Here is a 16,672-nt window from a genome sequence, read left to right on the forward strand (position 1 = left end):
GAAGCTAATAAAAAGCTTCTCCTGATAGTTTTTCTTTCCTTGCATGACACAATATACTAATAATCAGTATATTAAACAAATTTATTGTTTGTTAGGCATGTAGTCGTGCAACAGCCACTTTAGCCAACGGATAATGGGCGATCAAAACAGGGCTTTAGCCAAATTTCTGCGAGGGTTCAATAATTTAAGGAGATGGTTAACGATTGAGTTATAACTATTGGCGACAATTTGAATTGTACCTTTCTTTATTTGTGTAATAAAGGATTGCAATCCGTTGAAGTTATGATATCCCTGATCGATTTGCCGGGCGTTTATTTAACAGCACATTAATCAATATTCCCGCACTAATCCCAATGGTGTAGAAAACCATATCGCCCCAAAAAAAAGTTTCGCCTAATATTAGACCGCCAACTACTGTGTGCCTGATGCTATTAATCCATGGCGCCTGGTAAAGCTGGCTGAACTCAATGCTGTAGCAAAATAACAGGCTTACTATCGTAACCCATTTTATGCTTTTGCCGATGAACAGGAACCGTACTATAAAATAAACCATCAAACCCCATAAAATATCCCCGACAAACATTGGAACGCCTTCGATGTGGCGGGATAAAAGACCGACGAGAATGGTTGTAATGATGAGGAAGAAATAAGTTAGGCGGGATCTTCGCATTGTGACGTTTTCCAAAAGTAAGATTTAGTTTTAAAACGCTGTAAATCCCGATTCCTTATTAACGATTGTCATTGCTGTAAAGGCACGAAGCAATCGCATGCTATACAGAGCGACCGGAAAGGTGTAGAACGTGTACTAACGGTTGTGTTCGGTGCGCAATTGCCCTGCACAATGACAAAGGCAATAAAAAAAGGCACTCAATTATGAGCACCTTTCTTATATCATATCCTCTCCCCTTCAGGGGCCGGGGGCTAAACAGTCTCTGCTTCCAAAGCCATTTGCTCATCAACCAGGATTCGTCCGCAATGTTCGCAAACGATGATCTTTTTACGCTGGCGGATGTCCGACTGGCGCTGAGGCGGGATCTGGTTAAAACAACCTGAGCATGAGTCGCGCTGAATGGTTACAACTGCAAGGCCATTTTTTGCATTCTGGCGCAGGCGGTTATAAGCAATTAATAAACGCTCTTCAATGTTTACGGTAGCTTTATTAGCAAGAGTTGTTAACTCGTTTTCCTCTTTCTGCGTTTCGGCAGTAATGGTGCCTAATTCGTCTTTTTTAGCATCAAGATCGCTCTTGCGTGCTTCAAGGTCGGCCAGTGCTTTTTCGTAGATCGCGGTTTTTGAGGCTATTTCGAACCCAAATTCCCTGATCTTTTTTTCACTTACCTGTATGTCTAAGCCCTGGATCTCAATTTCTTTTGAAATTGCATCATACTCACGGTTATTTTTAACCTCGTTAAGCTGTGCTTCGTATTTTTTAGTGTTTGCCTGCGCATCCTTTATCAGGTTTTTGCGGGTAACAATATCATCTTCCAAATCATCCAGCTCGGCCTTTATTTTCTGTATACGGGTTTCAAGACCTGCAACATCATCTTCAAGGTCAGCAACCTCCATAGGTAATTCACCTCTAACCTGGCGAATTTTATCAATTTTGGTGTGGATGGTTTGTAGTTCGTATAAAGCTTTAAGCTTTTGTTCTACGGTTTGTTCCATTAAATAAAATATTTGACGGGGTTTGTATTTACTTCTGTTAAACGGACGGCAAAGTTAGTAAATTTTTTTGTAATAATTTCATACAATAATTGCTGCGTAAATTGCTCACTTTCAAAATGTCCGATGTCGGCGATCAGGATCTTTCCATCGGCATCAAAAAATTCGTGATATTTGTAATCAGCAGTAATAAAAACATCGGCCCCGGCGGCTATGGCCTGCTTTAATAAAAAGCCACCGGCGCCGCCGCATACCGCTACTTTTTTGACATGCTTACCGGTATGCGTAGTATGCCTTATTACATGGCAATGCATTTTTTCTTTTACGTGATATAAAAAAGCTTCCTCATCAAGCGGATAATCCAGCTCGCCTATCATGCCCGACCCTACCTGTTGACTTTGATTAGATAAATTATACAGGTCATAAGCCACCTCTTCATACGGATGCGCTAAAACAAGCGCCATCAGGATCTTACTTTCCAATATGGTGGGGTAAATGGTTTCAATTCGCACCTCGTTCTCTTGGTGGCGTTTGCCTGGCTCGCCAACGTAAGGGTTAGCATTATCATTCCCTTTAAAGGTCCCGGTTCCATCGGTGTTAAAGCTGGTTTCACTGTAGTTGCCAATGTTGCCCGCTCCGGCATTAAACAAGGCGTTCCGCACCTCATCAGCATGACTTTGCGGAACGTAGGTAACCAGTTTTTTTAATAAACTATGTTTAGGCGCCAGGATGCGGCAATTTTTAATCCCAAGCGTTTGGCAAATTTTTGCATTAACCCCTTCCATAATATTATCCAGGTTGGTATGAATGGCATAAATAGCAATGTTATTGCGGATGGCCTTTTCAACCACGCGCTCCACATAGGTTTTGCCGTTAAACTTTTTTAATCCGCGGAAAACAATGGGATGGTGCGAAACTATCACCTGGCAATTGGTGGCAATGGCCTCATCAACTATGGCTTCGGTGCAATCAAGCGAGATAAGCGCCCGGGAGATCTCCTGTTCCGGCTGGCCAACTATCAGGCCGGCATTATCATAATCCTCCTGGTAAGCAAGCGGAGCAAGGCTTTCGAGGTAGGTGGTGAGTTGGGATAATTTCATAATTAACACGAATTTCACGAATTGATTCGAATTTCACGAATTCAATTTATGAACAAGAATGTGCACGAATTGATTTGAACTAACTCATCCGTGTACATTAATAATCATACTTAAGATTGAAAAAATAAAATTGTAAATTTGAACATGGGAACGTTAATTGCACATCCGGAGAATAAGGAACAGTTAGTAGCCCTAAAAGCTTTTATGAAGGCACTTAAAATAAGCTCCGAAGAAGAAAAGTCGCCGTATAATTCTGAATTTGTAGAAAAAATAAAACGAAGTGAAGATGATTTTGAAGCCGGAAAATTTAAGGCTATTAAAACGGAAGATCTTTGGAAATAATCTCTACTCCCTCTCCTTCATCCAAACCACCTTTTGTTCCGATTGATGAGGCTGTGCAATAATATCACCATAAAGCTCAGGCCGGCGGGCCTTTATATAGCGGTAACCACCTGCATCGGTTAACTTTTGCGGCACAAGCAAAGCCATGGCAATTTCATTATCAAAGCTGCGGCATTCGGCAATAATATCACCAAAGGGATCAATTATCATTGAGCAGCCGTTTTTTACCTGGTCGTCATCCATCCCGATAGGGTTTGAAAAAATAGCATATATGGCATTGTCATAAGCACGGGCAGGCAGCCATTTCATTAGCCAGGCGCGCCCTTTTAGTCCGTCAAACTCCTGGCGCAAAAGCGTTGGCTCAGCTTCGCGGTTTTTCCAGAGCTCAACATCAACAAAACCTGCTCCCGGCCGGGTTGATGGCGTGCACATGGTAACATGCGGCATAAAAACAATATCAGCGCCAAGCAGCTTTACCGCCCGCACGTTTTCAATTATATTATTATCATAACAGATCAGTATGCTGCATTTCCATCCGTAAAGATCAAAAATAACATACTGATTACCGGGTGTAAGGTGCGGGTTGATGAATGGGTGCAGCTTGCGGTATTTGGCTACCAGTCCATTCTTATCAACACAAACGTAAGCCTTATATAGCTTATCATCCTCGTCTTTTTCAAACAAGCCCGCTAAAATGGTGATGTTTAGCTCCTGCGCAAAAGCAGTAAGTTTTTTTATGCTTGATCCACCGGGAATAAACTCAGCCAGGGCAAGCATTTGCGCTTTACTGAGATGCCGGGCAAAGCTGTACCCGGTTATCGAGCATTCGTGAAAAGCAATTACATCGGCGCCCTGTGCCGACGCACGGGCCGAAAGCTGCCTGATTATTGAAAGATTATGTTCCTTATCGCCGCTGCTGTTTTCGAACTGCGCGGTCGCCATCTTTAAATTTTGCATAGGTAAATGTAAGCGTTAGATGTTGTAATTGGTAGATCCCTGCTGATATGCTAAACGCCAAAATCCACAAAAAAAGATTAAAACGACAGGTAATATTTTCTTTGGCGCTTTGATATTTTTCTATCGCGCCAATTCTTACCTCGGCTTTAATCTTTATATGGAATAAATCTATTAATGTTGAGTCAGCAGTCTTAAGTCGCAAGTCTTAAGTCAAATTTTGTCTTTTCTGACTTAGAACTCAAGACTTTCGACTCAAGACTAAGCGATTGACTTAACACTAGCTGCTCATCTTCGCCATCTGGAAGCTTTCGTAGGCCATTTTTCTGTTATAGTCGTTGGCGAGGGTTTTATGGTTAATCAAATCAACAATAGTCCCTATCCAGCAAAAACCAACTGTTAGAAAATATAAAATACCCATTACAATTTCACCCATTACAAATCGCTGTATCCCGGCAATTCCAAAAAGGCCAATAATTGTAAAAATTAAAATTTCCTGCTCGGTTTTCCTTTTGCTGGAATAAACCATATAGAAATATTTTTTCTGGTTCTCGGTAAGGTCGGCAGTGCCTTGTTGCAAGAAATTCATTTCCTCTGGTGTTATTCCCGGAAGGGCCATATAAGGGTTTTGATACGTGTCCATTGTCTTAATTTTTTTAGTGATTTTTGATTGTGATGTAAAACTAAGTTAGAACAAAATTTTTGGCAATGCAAAGTTGGCTGATTATTTAAAGTTGTCGGCAAAACAGGGGATTATGGCGGTGAAAAGTGTCTTCTATATCTTTATAAAACAGCCTTAGTTAACGTTTTGCTTATAATATTACTTTGCCGAAGATGTTTGACCCGGGAATACGGGAAACAACCTCATCCTCCCCAAAACATAAATACGATATAAAATAGCTATCAAAGCAGGGATGCCCAGCCAGTGTGCGTGCAGGGAGCTTTTAAGATCGCCATGAAATAAAAAAGAAATGGAATGCCCCAAACCGCAGCCGGGACACCACGTTATGCCCAGCATTTTTAACGGGCATAACGAAAAATGCGATTGATTGGTTGGATCAGTGATAGCCAATGATACCAGCCCCGCTATCCAAAAAGCAAGTTCAAAGTATTTGGCAAATATTGTTTTAATCAACCTTATTGGGTTTTGTGGTTAACAATACCGAAATGCCTAATGAAAACAGGATGCCTACCAGTAAAGCACCAAAAATTCTTCCCGAAAAATTCATCAGGCTGGTTTCTTTAGAAAATTCGTCAATAAAAATTATAGCTGCAGCAACAGTTATTATACCGCCAATAATTAATATTTTAAAGCACTGCATAAGGGCTTCTAAAAAACCCATGTGGCCATGGCAAACTGTGGTACGGTAACTGCGTACGCCAAAATATAAAACTATTAAGGGAATAAGCACAGATACATATTCAATTGGCTCTGGTCCGCTGGTTTGGGGCGAGAAGCCCATTGCGTGCATTGTAAACATCCAGGCCGCGCTTAAAATACCGATAAAGAGGCCGGAAATAATTGCATTCTTCATACTTATGGGTTTTGGTTGCTTAGTTGGAGAGGTCAGAGACCGGAGATCAGAGGTTAGTTACCTAATCTCCGGTCTCTGACCTCTACCCTCAAATTCATACATAAATTTACTAATTAAAGTAATTATACCGCAATATTGTTTGCGATAATTTTGCATGTTTTGTCGGGGGTACATTAAAAAAGCTTTTTTGCATATATTTGCAGCAGTTTGAACATCCGTGATATTTTAGAAAGATATAAGACTGATGAACGGGTAACAGCATTGGCACAAGCGCTTAACGCTTCAAAAAACCCAAGAGTTCAGTTGCGAGGTTTAGTCGGATCGAGTGATGCGGCCATTGCGGTAGCTTTGTATTTTTTGCAGCATAAGCACATGATATTTGTGCTGCCCGAGCGCGAAGAAGCAGGCTATTTCCAGGCCGACCTTGAAAGCCTTACCGGCAAAGAGGTTTTACTTTTCCCCTCGTCATACCGCAAACCTTTTGAATTTACACAGCCCGATAGCAGCAATGTTTTGGCGCGTGCCGAAGTATTGAACGAGCTTAACCACTCATCAGCGTTTGGGCAACTGATTGTTACCTATCCCGAGGCCCTTGCCGAAAAGGTGATTGACCGGGCATCCCTCGAAAAAAATACGCTTGAAATTTCTGTAAATAATAAGCTGGGAATTGATTTTATAAATGAATTCCTGGTGGAGTATGATTTTGACCGGGTTGATTTTGTTTATGAGCCAGGGCAATTCTCTATCCGCGGCGGCATTGTTGATATTTTTTCCTTCTCGCACGAACTGCCTTACAGGGTTGAGTTTTTTGGCGACCTGATAGAATCAATCCGCACATTTGAGATTGAGAGCCAGCTTTCGGTTGAGCAGGTTAAAAGCATTACCATTGTGCCCAATGTGCAATCGAAGTTTTTAACGGAAAGCAATATTTCACTGCTGGAATATGTTGAGCCTGATACGCAGGTTTGGATTAAGGATGTACAGTTTACGCTTGATATTATTCAAAGTGGCTATAAAAAAGCGACTGCTTTTTGGAAGGCGTTATCTGCCGATGAAAAAAATAAGAACCCTGATTGGATAGACCCTAAATTTAGTTTTACCGATGAGAAGCTGATAGCCGACCAGCTGCATGATTTCCCGCTGATTGAATTCGGTAAACAGTTTTTTTACCAGCCTAATCTGACGGTTAATTTTGAGATGCGGCCGCAGCCATCGTTCAACAAAGACTTTACTCTGCTCATCCATAATTTTAAAGCTAACGAGGCGGAGAAAATAGAAAATTTTATCCTTACTGATTCTGCCCGTCAGGTTGAACGGCTTTATGCCATATTGGATGACCTGGATAAAACCGTAAAGTTTACACCGATAAGCATTTCCATCCGCGAAGGATTTGTTGACAGGGAACAGCACCTGGCCTGTTATACTGATCACCAGATCTTTGACCGTTATTATAAATATAAGCTTAAAAAAGGTTACCAGCGTTCGCAGGCCATCACCTTAAAGGAATTACGTGAGCTAAAATCAGGTGATTATGTAACCCATATCGATCATGGCATAGGCAAATACGCCGGCCTTGAAAAGGTTGAGGTGAACGGCAAAATGCAGGAAATGATCCGCCTGGTTTATGCTGATAACGATTTGCTGTATGTGAACATCAACTCGCTAAACCGCATCAGTAAATATAGCGGCAAGGAAGGTACTGTTCCGCGCATGAACAAGCTTGGTACCGATACCTGGGAAAGGCTGAAGAAAACAACAAAAAAAAAAGTTAAAGACATTGCCCGCGACCTGATCAAGCTTTATGCTATCAGGAAGACGCAGGTGGGTAACGCTTTCTCGCCGGATAGCTATTTGCAAACGGAACTGGAAGCTTCCTTTATTTACGAGGATACCCCCGACCAGGAAAAAGCGACCAGCGACTTTAAAAAAGACATGGAATCGCCGCACCCAATGGACCGCCTGATTTGCGGTGATGTGGGTTTTGGTAAAACCGAGGTGGCCATCCGTGCCGCATTTAAAGCTGTCGCCGATAGCAAACAGGTTGCAATCCTGGTGCCTACAACTATTTTAGCGGCGCAGCATTATAAAACATTCTCCGACAGGCTGAAAGGCTTCCCAGCCAATATTGATTATGTAAACCGCTTTAAAAGCAGCAGGCAGATCAAAGAAACATTAGAAAAACTTAAAGAGGGCAAGGTTGATATCATCATCGGCACCCATCGCCTGGTAAGCAAAGATGTAAAGTTTAAAGACCTGGGACTGATGATCATTGACGAGGAGCAAAAATTCGGCGTATCAACCAAAGAGAAGCTGAAACAAATGCGCGCCAATGTGGATACACTTACGTTAACGGCTACCCCGATTCCGCGTACCCTGCATTTTTCGCTAATGGGCGCACGGGATCTTTCTATTATCTCAACCCCGCCGCCAAACCGGCAACCGGTGGTTACCGAGCTGCATGTGTTTAATGATACGCTGATAAAGGAAGCTGTTGAGCATGAGATTGATCGCGGCGGACAGATCTTCTTTATCCATAACCGGGTTGCCGACCTGCCACAGCTTGGCGGCATGATCCATAAACTGGTGCCAAAAGCGCGGATAGGCATAGCACACGGGCAACTGGAAGGCGATGCACTGGAAGACGTGATGCTGAAATTTGTGAACCATGAGTACGATGTGCTGGTAGCCACAACTATTATTGAGGCTGGTTTGGATATTCCTAACGCCAATACCATCATTATCAATTATGCCCACATGTTTGGTTTGAGCGATCTGCACCAGATGCGCGGTCGTGTAGGGCGGAGTAATAAAAAGGCTTATTGTTATTTGCTGAGCCCGCCGCTGTCGACACTTACCAGCGAGGCACGCAAGCGACTGAGCGCCATAGAAGAGTTCAGCGACCTGGGCAGCGGCTTTAACGTTGCCATGCGCGATCTTGACATCCGCGGCAGCGGGAACCTGCTTGGCGCCGAGCAAAGCGGCTTTATTGCAGAGATAGGTTTCGAGATGTATCACAAGATATTGGACGAGGCCATCCAGGAGCTAAAAGAAGATGAATTTAAAGGGGTGTTCCCTGATGATAAGCCAAGGCCTTTCATCTCCTTTACCCAGATAGATACCGACCAGGAGATCCTGATTCCTGATGAATATGTTACCAGCATAGCCGAACGCTATAATTTATACACTGAACTTTCCAAGCTGGAGAATGAGACAACGCTGCAGGCCTTCCAGCAGCAACTACATGACAGGTTTGGCCCAATCCCGCCACAGGTAAACGACCTGCTGAACACCATGCGCCTGCAATGGCTGGGCAAAGCGATAGGTTTTGAAAAGATCTCGCTAAAAAAAAATGTGCTGCGCGGCTATTTCCTTACCAACCAGCAATCCCCCTACTTTGAAACAGACGCATTCAGGCAGGTATTAAACTTTGTACAGGCCAACCCACGCCGCACCAATTTAAAAGAGGTTAAAAACACACTGAGGTTAAGTATTGAAGGTGTGCATAGCATTGACCAGGCGGTTATTTTGTTGAGTGATATTGGGGAGCCTATAGCAGTAAATTAACCTTTCTATTTAATAAAAAACATGCCTGATAAAAGAGTTGTTTTTGATTTTGACATAGCCTTTACCAATGGCGGCGGCATCCAGGGGCAGGATTTCCGGCTGGATATTGACGGTGAAAATATTAGTGATAAGGAATTAGCCGACTATATTGTGCAGGATATGCAATTATTAATGGTTGGCGAAGTGAAGATCCTTAACAAATATTACATAGAAGAAAAGCATAAGCGAGCCACAATAGCTACTGCCGTTGATGAACAGCTTGTTGATTTAAGTCATACTGTTTTTGATGGTTTGGTTACCTACAAAGGCCTGCCAGCCCCGGTGATATGCGATTACCTGAGCCGTGAAAAATCGAAAGAATTTTATGAAGAAGGAACAACATTCCAGATAGGTAAAATTGAGATGGTTACCAATACGGGCACCTATCTCGATTGCCCTTTTCACAGGTTTGAGCATGGTAAGGACCTTTCTCAAATTACATTGGAACAATGTGCCGAACTGGATGCCATCACCATTAACGCAACTGGAACTACAGCAATAGGCAAAGAATATTTTACTGGCAAAGAGATCCGGAATAAAGCTGTACTGGTTTATACCGGCTGGGCAAAACATTGGAACACGCCTGATTATTTTGAGGGCCACCCATATCTTACTGAAGAAGCTGCAATATATTTAAAAGAATGCGGCGTTAAACTGGTAGGAATTGACAGCCATAACATTGATAATACCACGGGTAAAACCAGGCCGGTTCATACCACCTTACTCGGTGCAGAAATATTAATAGTTGAACACTTATGTAACCTCGACCTGTTACCCGAAAGTGGATATAAGTTCAGTGCTGTGCCGCCAAAAATTGAAGGAGCAGGGACATTTCCTGTAAGGGCGTATGCTAATTTGAAGGGCTTTCTATAACTCGGAAAGCGCCTTATACTTTAACAAAAACCAATCCCTGTACTTTATAAAAAAACCTCTTGACTTTATTTCCGGCATTTTTTCAATGAAAAATTCCGGCGCATATGATTCTATTATTAAGAAATCGTTTTTTGAAAGAATCTCAAACCTACAGTTTACGCCATCGCTAATCGAAATTCGTTGTACCGTTCTTTCGTTAATTCTTCTTTCGCTGATGTTTAAAGAATCCCTGTTTAATTGGTAAAAGCCCGCGCTATCAAGGTGTTTTATGATATAACTTGCCGAATCGGGATCAACCTCTTTTAATATCACTATGGGTTTTCGCCAGGTATCGTTTTTTCGTTTTTGTGAATACAGATGCCCCTTTAGCCAAAGTCCATTTTTTAAAGCCAAAATATTATAATTGGCTTTATTACTCCACCAATAGCTTTCGGCGGTATATGCTATTATAAAATCATATTGGTTACGAAGGTTTTTATAAATGAGCGACTTATCCTTTTCAGAAGCGTTTGACTTAATTACAGGCAGCTGCGCTTTTACGGATAAAGCGAAAGTAAATATGACAAACGTGAAGAATAATCGTTTAAGCATCCTTATTGTAAAATTTAAATTTCTCTGAACATATCATAGGTTTATTTTAAGACTTACGAAGTTTTGAAAGCTTCGTAAGTCTGCCCTTGAAATCCTTTATTACTCCTTCTGCTTATCCACCATTTCCGTAAAGCTCCTTGCGGCATTGGTAAAATCAGACGGCACTAAAACAATGGTGGTGGTATTATTATCAATCCCAATTTCGGAAAGCATTTGCATGCGCCTTAACTCAAGCGCTATAGGACTGCCTTCCATTTGTTTGGCGCCCTGGGTTAGTTTTATAGATGCTTCCAGCTCAGCTTCGGCTTTAATGATGCGGGCGCGTTTTTCGCGGATAGCCTCGGCTTCACGGGCCATTGCCCGCTGCATGGATTCCGGGATCTCCACATCCTTCATTTCCACCATTTCAATTTTAATTCCCCAGTTTTCGGTTGCGGCATCAACAATTTTCTGGAGGGTTTTGTTGATCGCCTCGCGTTCGCGCAATACCTCATCCAAATGGTGCTGCCCGATAATATTACGCAGCGCGGTTACTGAAAACTGGTAAACGGCGCGTTGATAGCTGGCTACTTTAATAATAGCATCTTCGGGGTTGGTTACCTTGAACCAGAGCACTGCATTAACCTTTATGGTAACACTGTCCTTTGTGATGGTTTCCTGCTGCTCAAGATCAACAGTGTTGGTCCGGATATCAACAGTTACCTGTCTGTCGATAAAAGGGATGATGAAATAAAGTCCGGGCCCTTTGGTTTTATGAAAACGGCCTAAACGAAAAACAACGGCGCGCTGGTACTCCTGCGCAATGCGGACAGCCATTGCTATTAAAACAAGGGCGATAAAAGCTGGAATAAGTAAATACATGGTTTTTGGTTAATTTGTGAAACGTCGCCTGCCTTGTTAATTCCGGGAGAATATTGACATCGGGGAAAGTACCACCGGTATGCGATCGTTAAGTAAATGTAGATACATTCCCGATGATAGTGAAATGTTTAGTGTAATATTTTTGAGGTTAAAAATTCACAAATCCGCTGATTATCAATTTGCATATCCATAAGAAAGCTAACTCTATTATTTTCATACTTTAAGGCTATCACCTGTCAATAATCCTGTAATTTTTAAATCTGCGAATTCTGGCTAATAAATAAATAACCACGGATTCCTATCTTTTTCCCTCCACATCTTATTGCTTAGTAAGCCTCCACATTCCTAAGGGATTTCCAAAAAGCTCATCCCCTTTATATGGTTGATTCAATTCATCTGTTATTCTATAAAATGGAGAATTAATATCCGTTTGAAAAGTTTGATTTGGCCTTATAACAGGTTTATCAATAACCTGGTAATAGTTAAAAATCCTTACAACCCGTTGAGCCTCTTCAAATTCAAGGTTTGAAATAATGGTATCCCTCAATCCTATATTGTGCATTCCGCAGGAATAAGTTGTACCATCGTTCATCATCAGCGAGTCTACTACAAACATCTCATACAACGCCGCGTCGTCCCATTTCTTAACTAATTCATTCCATTTATCGTTATCAAAAGCTTTCCCGGTAGATTCTATTTTTATTCCGATCCCGTCAATATTCAAAATTTCAGTAGCAATAAAGGCCATCTGTCGCGCACTATTAAAACTTCCTGTTTTTCCTGAAATATATATAACAGAATTATGTTTATCTACCTGATTAACAAAATCCTCAGATATACGGGTAACTTTTCCACCGATTTTAAAAGAATCTTTTAGCCTGCTATCATGCTCAACAATCTCAAATTCATAAGATAGTTTATTTCTTACATCCATCAATATATTTCCAACCACCATTAATGCACCATCCGTTTTGGAAAATATTTCTATTTTATCTTCCATCCGGGTAGGAATGCATATTAGAGAAGTAACATCATCAAAAGTTTTATCCGTTTCTTTCCGTTTAAAGGGCCACATTAGTTTTATTTTGTCAACTTTTAAATTAATTTATTAAAAAAATAAATCCGAAATCTAACATCCGAATTCCGAATTTATTAAAAAACAGTATCCACAATAACATCCGCATGATCCGGATAATCAGTAGTCCAATGTAATCCCCTGCTTTCTTTACGCACCATAGCCGATTTCACAACCAAGTATGATACCTGGATCAAATTCCGCAACTCGCAAAGCTTTACTGAGAGCTTGGTTTTCTTGTAAAAATCCTCGGTCTCTTCATGCAGTAAACCTAGGCGGCGCATGGCCCTTTCAAGCCTGAAGTCTGATCTTACAATTCCTACATAATCATTCATCAGCTTTTGCATTTCGCGCACATTGTGGGTAACCAATATATCTTCGTTTGAAAGCTGTACACCTTTTTCATCCCAGTCCGGAATATTTTCAGGGATAGTAATTGTATCTAACTGACTGATAGCATCTTTATAAATTCTGTGTGCAAAAACCAATGCTTCTAATAATGAATTGGAAGCCAGCCTGTTAGCACCATGTAAACCCGTTGATGAACACTCACCGCAAGCATATAACCGCATTAATGATGATCTGCCAACATGATCAACCATAATCCCGCCACACATATAATGACAGGCAGGCGCTACCGGGATCAGATCCTTGGTCATATCAATCCCAATATCCAAACACTTGGCATAAATATTAGGGAAATGTGCCAGAATATCTTTTTTGTCACGATGACGGATATCCAGGTAAACATAATCTTCACCCGATTTTTTTATTTCAGCATCTATCGCTCTTGCAACAATATCCCTTGGCGCCAACGACTTACGCTCATCATATTCCTGCATAAATTCTTCCCCGTTGGTACGTCTTAATATCCCCCCAAAACCACGTACAGCCTCAGAAACTAAAAAAGAAGGATATTCACCAGGGTTATATAAAGCAGTGGGATGGAACTGGATAAACTCCATGTTCCGTACCTTTCCTTTAGCGCGATAAACCATCGCAATACCGTCGCCCGTTGCAATAGTAGGATTGGTAGTAATAGAATAAATATGACCTGCACCGCCTGAGGCCATTACCGTTATTTTTGAAAGGATCTTTTCAACAATTTTGGTTTCATTATTAAAAGCATAGATGCCGTAACAGGTAATATCAGGGGTCGATTTATCAACAAAAACACCCTGGTGATGCTGTGTGATCAGGTCAACAGCGAAATAATGGGTTAAAATTTCAATGTTCGGGTTATTGTGGATCTGCTCCAGTAATGATCTTTCAATTTCATAACCCGTAATATCTTTATAATGCAGCACCCGGAACTCGGAATGTCCACCCTCTTTTGCAAGGTCATAGATCCCGTCTTTGGTCTTATCAAAATTGGTTCCGTAATCAATAATTTCATTTATCCTGGCGGGCCCTTCGGTAACAACAGCTTCAACAGCTTCCCGGTCACAAAGGCCGTCGCCGGCAATTAAGGTATCTTCTATATGTTTTTCAAAGGAATCTTCCTTTTTATCAACAACCACGGCAACGCCGCCCTGGGCGTACTTAGTGTTTGATTCGTCCTCGTTACTTTTTGTAACTATCAGAACCTTACCATGTTTGGCTGCCTTAAGGGCAAAACTTAATCCTGCAATGCCTGATCCTACTACCAGGAAATCAACAGTTCTGGTCATAATTATATGTACTATTTGTAAATTTATCTACGATGTTAATAACCCGGGTAAAAGATGTTAATTTTGTGTAAGCAAAAACTTAATAAGTAATTGAATAGTTGATAACCCGTTCTTTTAGCTCAAAAAGCAATAATTTTTAACTTACTTATGAGCCTTATAAGTGCCAAAGCTAACATTTTGGAAAGTAATAAAGTATTAACAAAAATGGTTTAAAAGTAATTTTCTCTATTTACATAAATCTAAAAATGAGTTAAATAGGTACTTAATAATGCACATTAATTGTTAATAAATTATTAAAAAATATATTTCACCCCTGTTTTAAAAATAGTTTTAAACATAACTAACACACCAATAACAATAGTTTTATTTATATATAAAAAGTAATTGTTATTAATTGAATTGTTGAAATGGATACCTTCGAAGAAATAAATGTGAAAGGTTTTGTAGAGGAAGAGATCGACCCTTCCCTCGACCTGTTTGATGAGATTGAAAAATTAAAAAAGGAAAAAAATGCTGTTATCCTTGCCCATTATTACCAGGAACCCGATATTCAGGATATTGCCGATTATATTGGTGATAGTTTGGGATTATCGCAACAAGCCGCAAAAACCGATGCCGATATTATCGTTTTTGCCGGAGTTCACTTTATGGCCGAAACAGCAAAGATATTATCCCCATCAAAAACGGTCTTATTGCCCGACTTAAAAGCCGGTTGCTCCCTGGCTGATAGCTGCCCGCCGCATTTGTTTAAAAAGTTTAAAGAAAAGTATCCCGACCACCTGGTTATAACTTATGTAAACTGCACAGCTGAGCTAAAGGCCATGAGCGATATCGTTTGTACATCGAGCAATGCAATAGGGATTGTTGAAAGCCTGCCGAAAGACCAGAAAATTATATTTGGACCGGATAAAAATTTGGGGGCTTATGTGGCAAAGAAAACAGGCAGGGATTTGGTTTTATGGAACGGCGCCTGTATGGTGCATGAGATCTTTTCGAGAGAAAAAATAACCAAACTAAAGGAAAGGCACCCGGCAGCAAAATTGCTTGCACACCCTGAATGTGAAGAGGTTATCCTTAAAATGGCTGATTATATAGGTTCAACAACAGGGATCCTGAAATATGCAACCAATCATCCTGATAAAGAATTTATAGTAGCGACAGAAGCAGGGATCATTCACCGGATGCAAAAGGAAAACCCGGATAAAACATTTATCCCGGCACCGCCAAATAATAGCTGCGCCTGTAATGATTGCCCGCACATGAAAAGGAATACACTTGAAAAATTGTACCTGTGTTTAAAAAATGGAATGCCGGAAGTTACTGTGCCACAGCATATTATTGAAAAGGCAGTAAAACCAATTGAAAGAATGCTGGAGATCTCAGCAAGGTTAGGATTATGATTTTTAGGATTAAAGGATTGTCATGATGCCTGTCGCATCATGAAATCCTTTAATCAAGCGCATCATGGTTAAAAAAAGAAGTATGAAACTACCCAACCCCCTAAAATCCAAAAATTTTTCCCGCCTTCGGCGGATATTGAGCTGACAGGTTGCGCGATTTTTTTAAAAACAATGTGGAAATGTGAATAAAAAACCATGCTATTTTCTCAATAGTCGTGTTTTGACCAATGACCCAGTGGGTCTACCTCGTTGTAGAAGCACAAATACGTTCTTCTTTGACTCGTAGAGTCTACCCTTCATCAGTCTAAAGGTCTTGCGAACAAACGGTAGCCTCTAACGAGGCAATACCTTTGTTATTATATTTTCTACAAAGGGGTAGACCCGCTGGGTCATAGTTTATTTGGTAGTGTCTCAGTTTAACTTTGAAATGCAAAGTACTTTTATTAATTACAAAACCCAGTATATGAAGATTACAAGAACAAAATTCGTTATTCTCTTCCTCGTTTCGGCGTTTGCATTTCAGATTATCTCTAATTTACTGTTGGGTCCCATAAACGGCGAGTGGTTCCCGGGAACTGGTTCACCAATAGCCTGGAAGCGCACCGTAGCCACAATCATATATCCTGTTAAAATTATTTTGGTAGGGCCCTTGTCACCAATATTCAACGATCCGGACCCGGCACCCCCGATTCGGGCGCTTGCCTGTGCTTTATACTGGACTGTCATAGCATTAGTTCTTCATTTCCTCCTAAGTAAAATGATCCCTCGTAAAAAAAATGAATAGAATTGAAGAACTATACTATGAGGCAAAGGCTGACAAGTGGTTTAAACGGTTTGCTATTTTTTGCCGCATCGCTCTGGCAGCCAGTTTTATTCCCGCAGGCTATATTAAAATCATGGGTGAACGATTCGCCGCAGGCCTGCCGTCCAATAACCCTTTAGGACATTATTTCGATGCCTTACATCTCACAGGATATTACTATACCTTTATTGGAGTTGCTCAAAT

Annotated in this window: 17 protein-coding genes; 5 read left to right on the plus strand and 12 right to left on the minus strand. The window is 41.0% G+C overall.

Going from position 1 to position 16,672, the window contains the following annotated elements:
* Positions 1 to 280: 280 nt before the first annotated feature.
* The 3 genes from JWQ54_RS06125 to JWQ54_RS06135 all read right to left on the minus strand — a co-directional run bounded on the left by JWQ54_RS06125 (position 281) and on the right by JWQ54_RS06135 (position 2,762).
* On the minus strand, positions 281 to 670 hold the full coding sequence (locus tag JWQ54_RS06125; protein ID WP_299581645.1) for a DUF2809 domain-containing protein: 390 nt from the start codon (positions 668 to 670) through the stop codon (positions 281 to 283).
* A gap of 251 nt (positions 671 to 921) precedes the next feature.
* A complete protein-coding gene (locus JWQ54_RS06130; protein ID WP_299581648.1) occupies positions 922 to 1,665 on the minus strand; it encodes a C4-type zinc ribbon domain-containing protein in 744 nt (247 codons plus the stop codon).
* On the minus strand, positions 1,665 to 2,762 hold the full coding sequence (locus JWQ54_RS06135; RefSeq protein ID WP_299581651.1) for a Nif3-like dinuclear metal center hexameric protein: 1,098 nt from the start codon (positions 2,760 to 2,762) through the stop codon (positions 1,665 to 1,667). Before JWQ54_RS06135 ends, JWQ54_RS06130 begins: the two co-directional genes overlap by 1 nt.
* Before the next feature lie 144 nt (positions 2,763 to 2,906).
* Here JWQ54_RS06135 and JWQ54_RS06140 point away from each other — a divergent pair, with 144 nt between their 5' ends.
* Entirely contained in the window at positions 2,907 to 3,104 is a 198-nt protein-coding gene (locus JWQ54_RS06140; protein ID WP_299581654.1) for a DUF2683 family protein, read from the plus strand.
* Between the two features lie 3 nt (positions 3,105 to 3,107).
* On the opposite strand, the gene JWQ54_RS06145 is transcribed toward JWQ54_RS06140, so the two are convergent.
* The 4 genes from JWQ54_RS06145 to JWQ54_RS06160 all read right to left on the minus strand — a co-directional run bounded on the left by JWQ54_RS06145 (position 3,108) and on the right by JWQ54_RS06160 (position 5,593).
* Positions 3,108 to 4,061, minus strand: a complete 954-nt coding sequence (locus JWQ54_RS06145) for a nitrilase family protein (RefSeq protein ID WP_299581657.1) — start codon at positions 4,059 to 4,061, stop codon at positions 3,108 to 3,110.
* A gap of 277 nt (positions 4,062 to 4,338) precedes the next feature.
* On the minus strand, positions 4,339 to 4,701 hold the full coding sequence (locus tag JWQ54_RS06150) for a TM2 domain-containing protein (RefSeq protein ID WP_299581660.1): 363 nt from the start codon (positions 4,699 to 4,701) through the stop codon (positions 4,339 to 4,341).
* 177 nt (positions 4,702 to 4,878) lie between these two features.
* On the minus strand, positions 4,879 to 5,193 hold the full coding sequence (locus tag JWQ54_RS06155; RefSeq protein WP_299581663.1) for a DUF2752 domain-containing protein: 315 nt from the start codon (positions 5,191 to 5,193) through the stop codon (positions 4,879 to 4,881).
* Positions 5,186 to 5,593, minus strand: a complete 408-nt coding sequence (locus JWQ54_RS06160; protein ID WP_299581666.1) for a DUF4199 domain-containing protein — start codon at positions 5,591 to 5,593, stop codon at positions 5,186 to 5,188. Before JWQ54_RS06160 ends, JWQ54_RS06155 begins: the two co-directional genes overlap by 8 nt.
* A gap of 207 nt (positions 5,594 to 5,800) precedes the next feature.
* On the opposite strand from JWQ54_RS06160, the gene mfd reads away from it, so the two are divergent.
* Together mfd and JWQ54_RS06170 are read left to right on the plus strand one after the other, a co-directional pair.
* Entirely contained in the window at positions 5,801 to 9,157 is a 3,357-nt protein-coding gene (gene mfd, locus JWQ54_RS06165; RefSeq protein ID WP_299581669.1) for a transcription-repair coupling factor, read from the plus strand.
* A gap of 21 nt (positions 9,158 to 9,178) precedes the next feature.
* Positions 9,179 to 10,069, plus strand: coding sequence for a cyclase family protein (locus JWQ54_RS06170; protein ID WP_299581672.1), 891 nt, complete (start codon positions 9,179 to 9,181; stop codon positions 10,067 to 10,069).
* Here JWQ54_RS06170 and JWQ54_RS06175 read toward each other — a convergent pair.
* From JWQ54_RS06175 to nadB, 4 genes are all read right to left on the minus strand, one after another.
* Positions 10,064 to 10,660 (minus strand): hypothetical protein, encoded by a 597-nt coding sequence (locus JWQ54_RS06175; protein WP_299581675.1) that lies wholly within the window; start codon positions 10,658 to 10,660, stop codon positions 10,064 to 10,066. The genes JWQ54_RS06170 and JWQ54_RS06175 overlap by 6 nt on opposite strands.
* A gap of 99 nt (positions 10,661 to 10,759) precedes the next feature.
* On the minus strand, positions 10,760 to 11,521 hold the full coding sequence (locus tag JWQ54_RS06180) for a slipin family protein (protein ID WP_299581678.1): 762 nt from the start codon (positions 11,519 to 11,521) through the stop codon (positions 10,760 to 10,762).
* 319 nt (positions 11,522 to 11,840) lie between these two features.
* A complete protein-coding gene (locus JWQ54_RS06185) occupies positions 11,841 to 12,596 on the minus strand; it encodes a hypothetical protein (protein ID WP_299581681.1) in 756 nt (251 codons plus the stop codon).
* Positions 12,597 to 12,673: 77 nt separating this feature from the next.
* Positions 12,674 to 14,266: an L-aspartate oxidase gene (nadB, locus tag JWQ54_RS06190; RefSeq protein WP_299581684.1), complete on the minus strand. Its 1,593-nt coding sequence runs from the start codon at positions 14,264 to 14,266 to the stop codon at positions 12,674 to 12,676.
* Positions 14,267 to 14,673: 407 nt separating this feature from the next.
* Between nadB and nadA the strand changes: the two genes are divergently transcribed.
* On the plus strand, positions 14,674 to 15,666 hold the full coding sequence (nadA, locus tag JWQ54_RS06195) for a quinolinate synthase NadA (protein ID WP_299581687.1): 993 nt from the start codon (positions 14,674 to 14,676) through the stop codon (positions 15,664 to 15,666).
* 519 nt (positions 15,667 to 16,185) lie between these two features.
* Here nadA and JWQ54_RS06200 read toward each other — a convergent pair.
* Entirely contained in the window at positions 16,186 to 16,392 is a 207-nt protein-coding gene (locus JWQ54_RS06200; protein WP_299581690.1) for a hypothetical protein, read from the minus strand.
* Positions 16,393 to 16,442: 50 nt separating this feature from the next.
* Between JWQ54_RS06200 and JWQ54_RS06205 the strand changes: the two genes are divergently transcribed.
* Positions 16,443 to 16,672, plus strand: a 230-nt coding sequence (locus JWQ54_RS06205; RefSeq protein WP_299581693.1) for a hypothetical protein, incomplete at its 3' end; no start/stop codon positions are given.

Source organism: Mucilaginibacter sp. (assembly GCF_028288225.1).
Lineage (GTDB): Bacteria > Bacteroidota > Bacteroidia > Sphingobacteriales > Sphingobacteriaceae > Mucilaginibacter.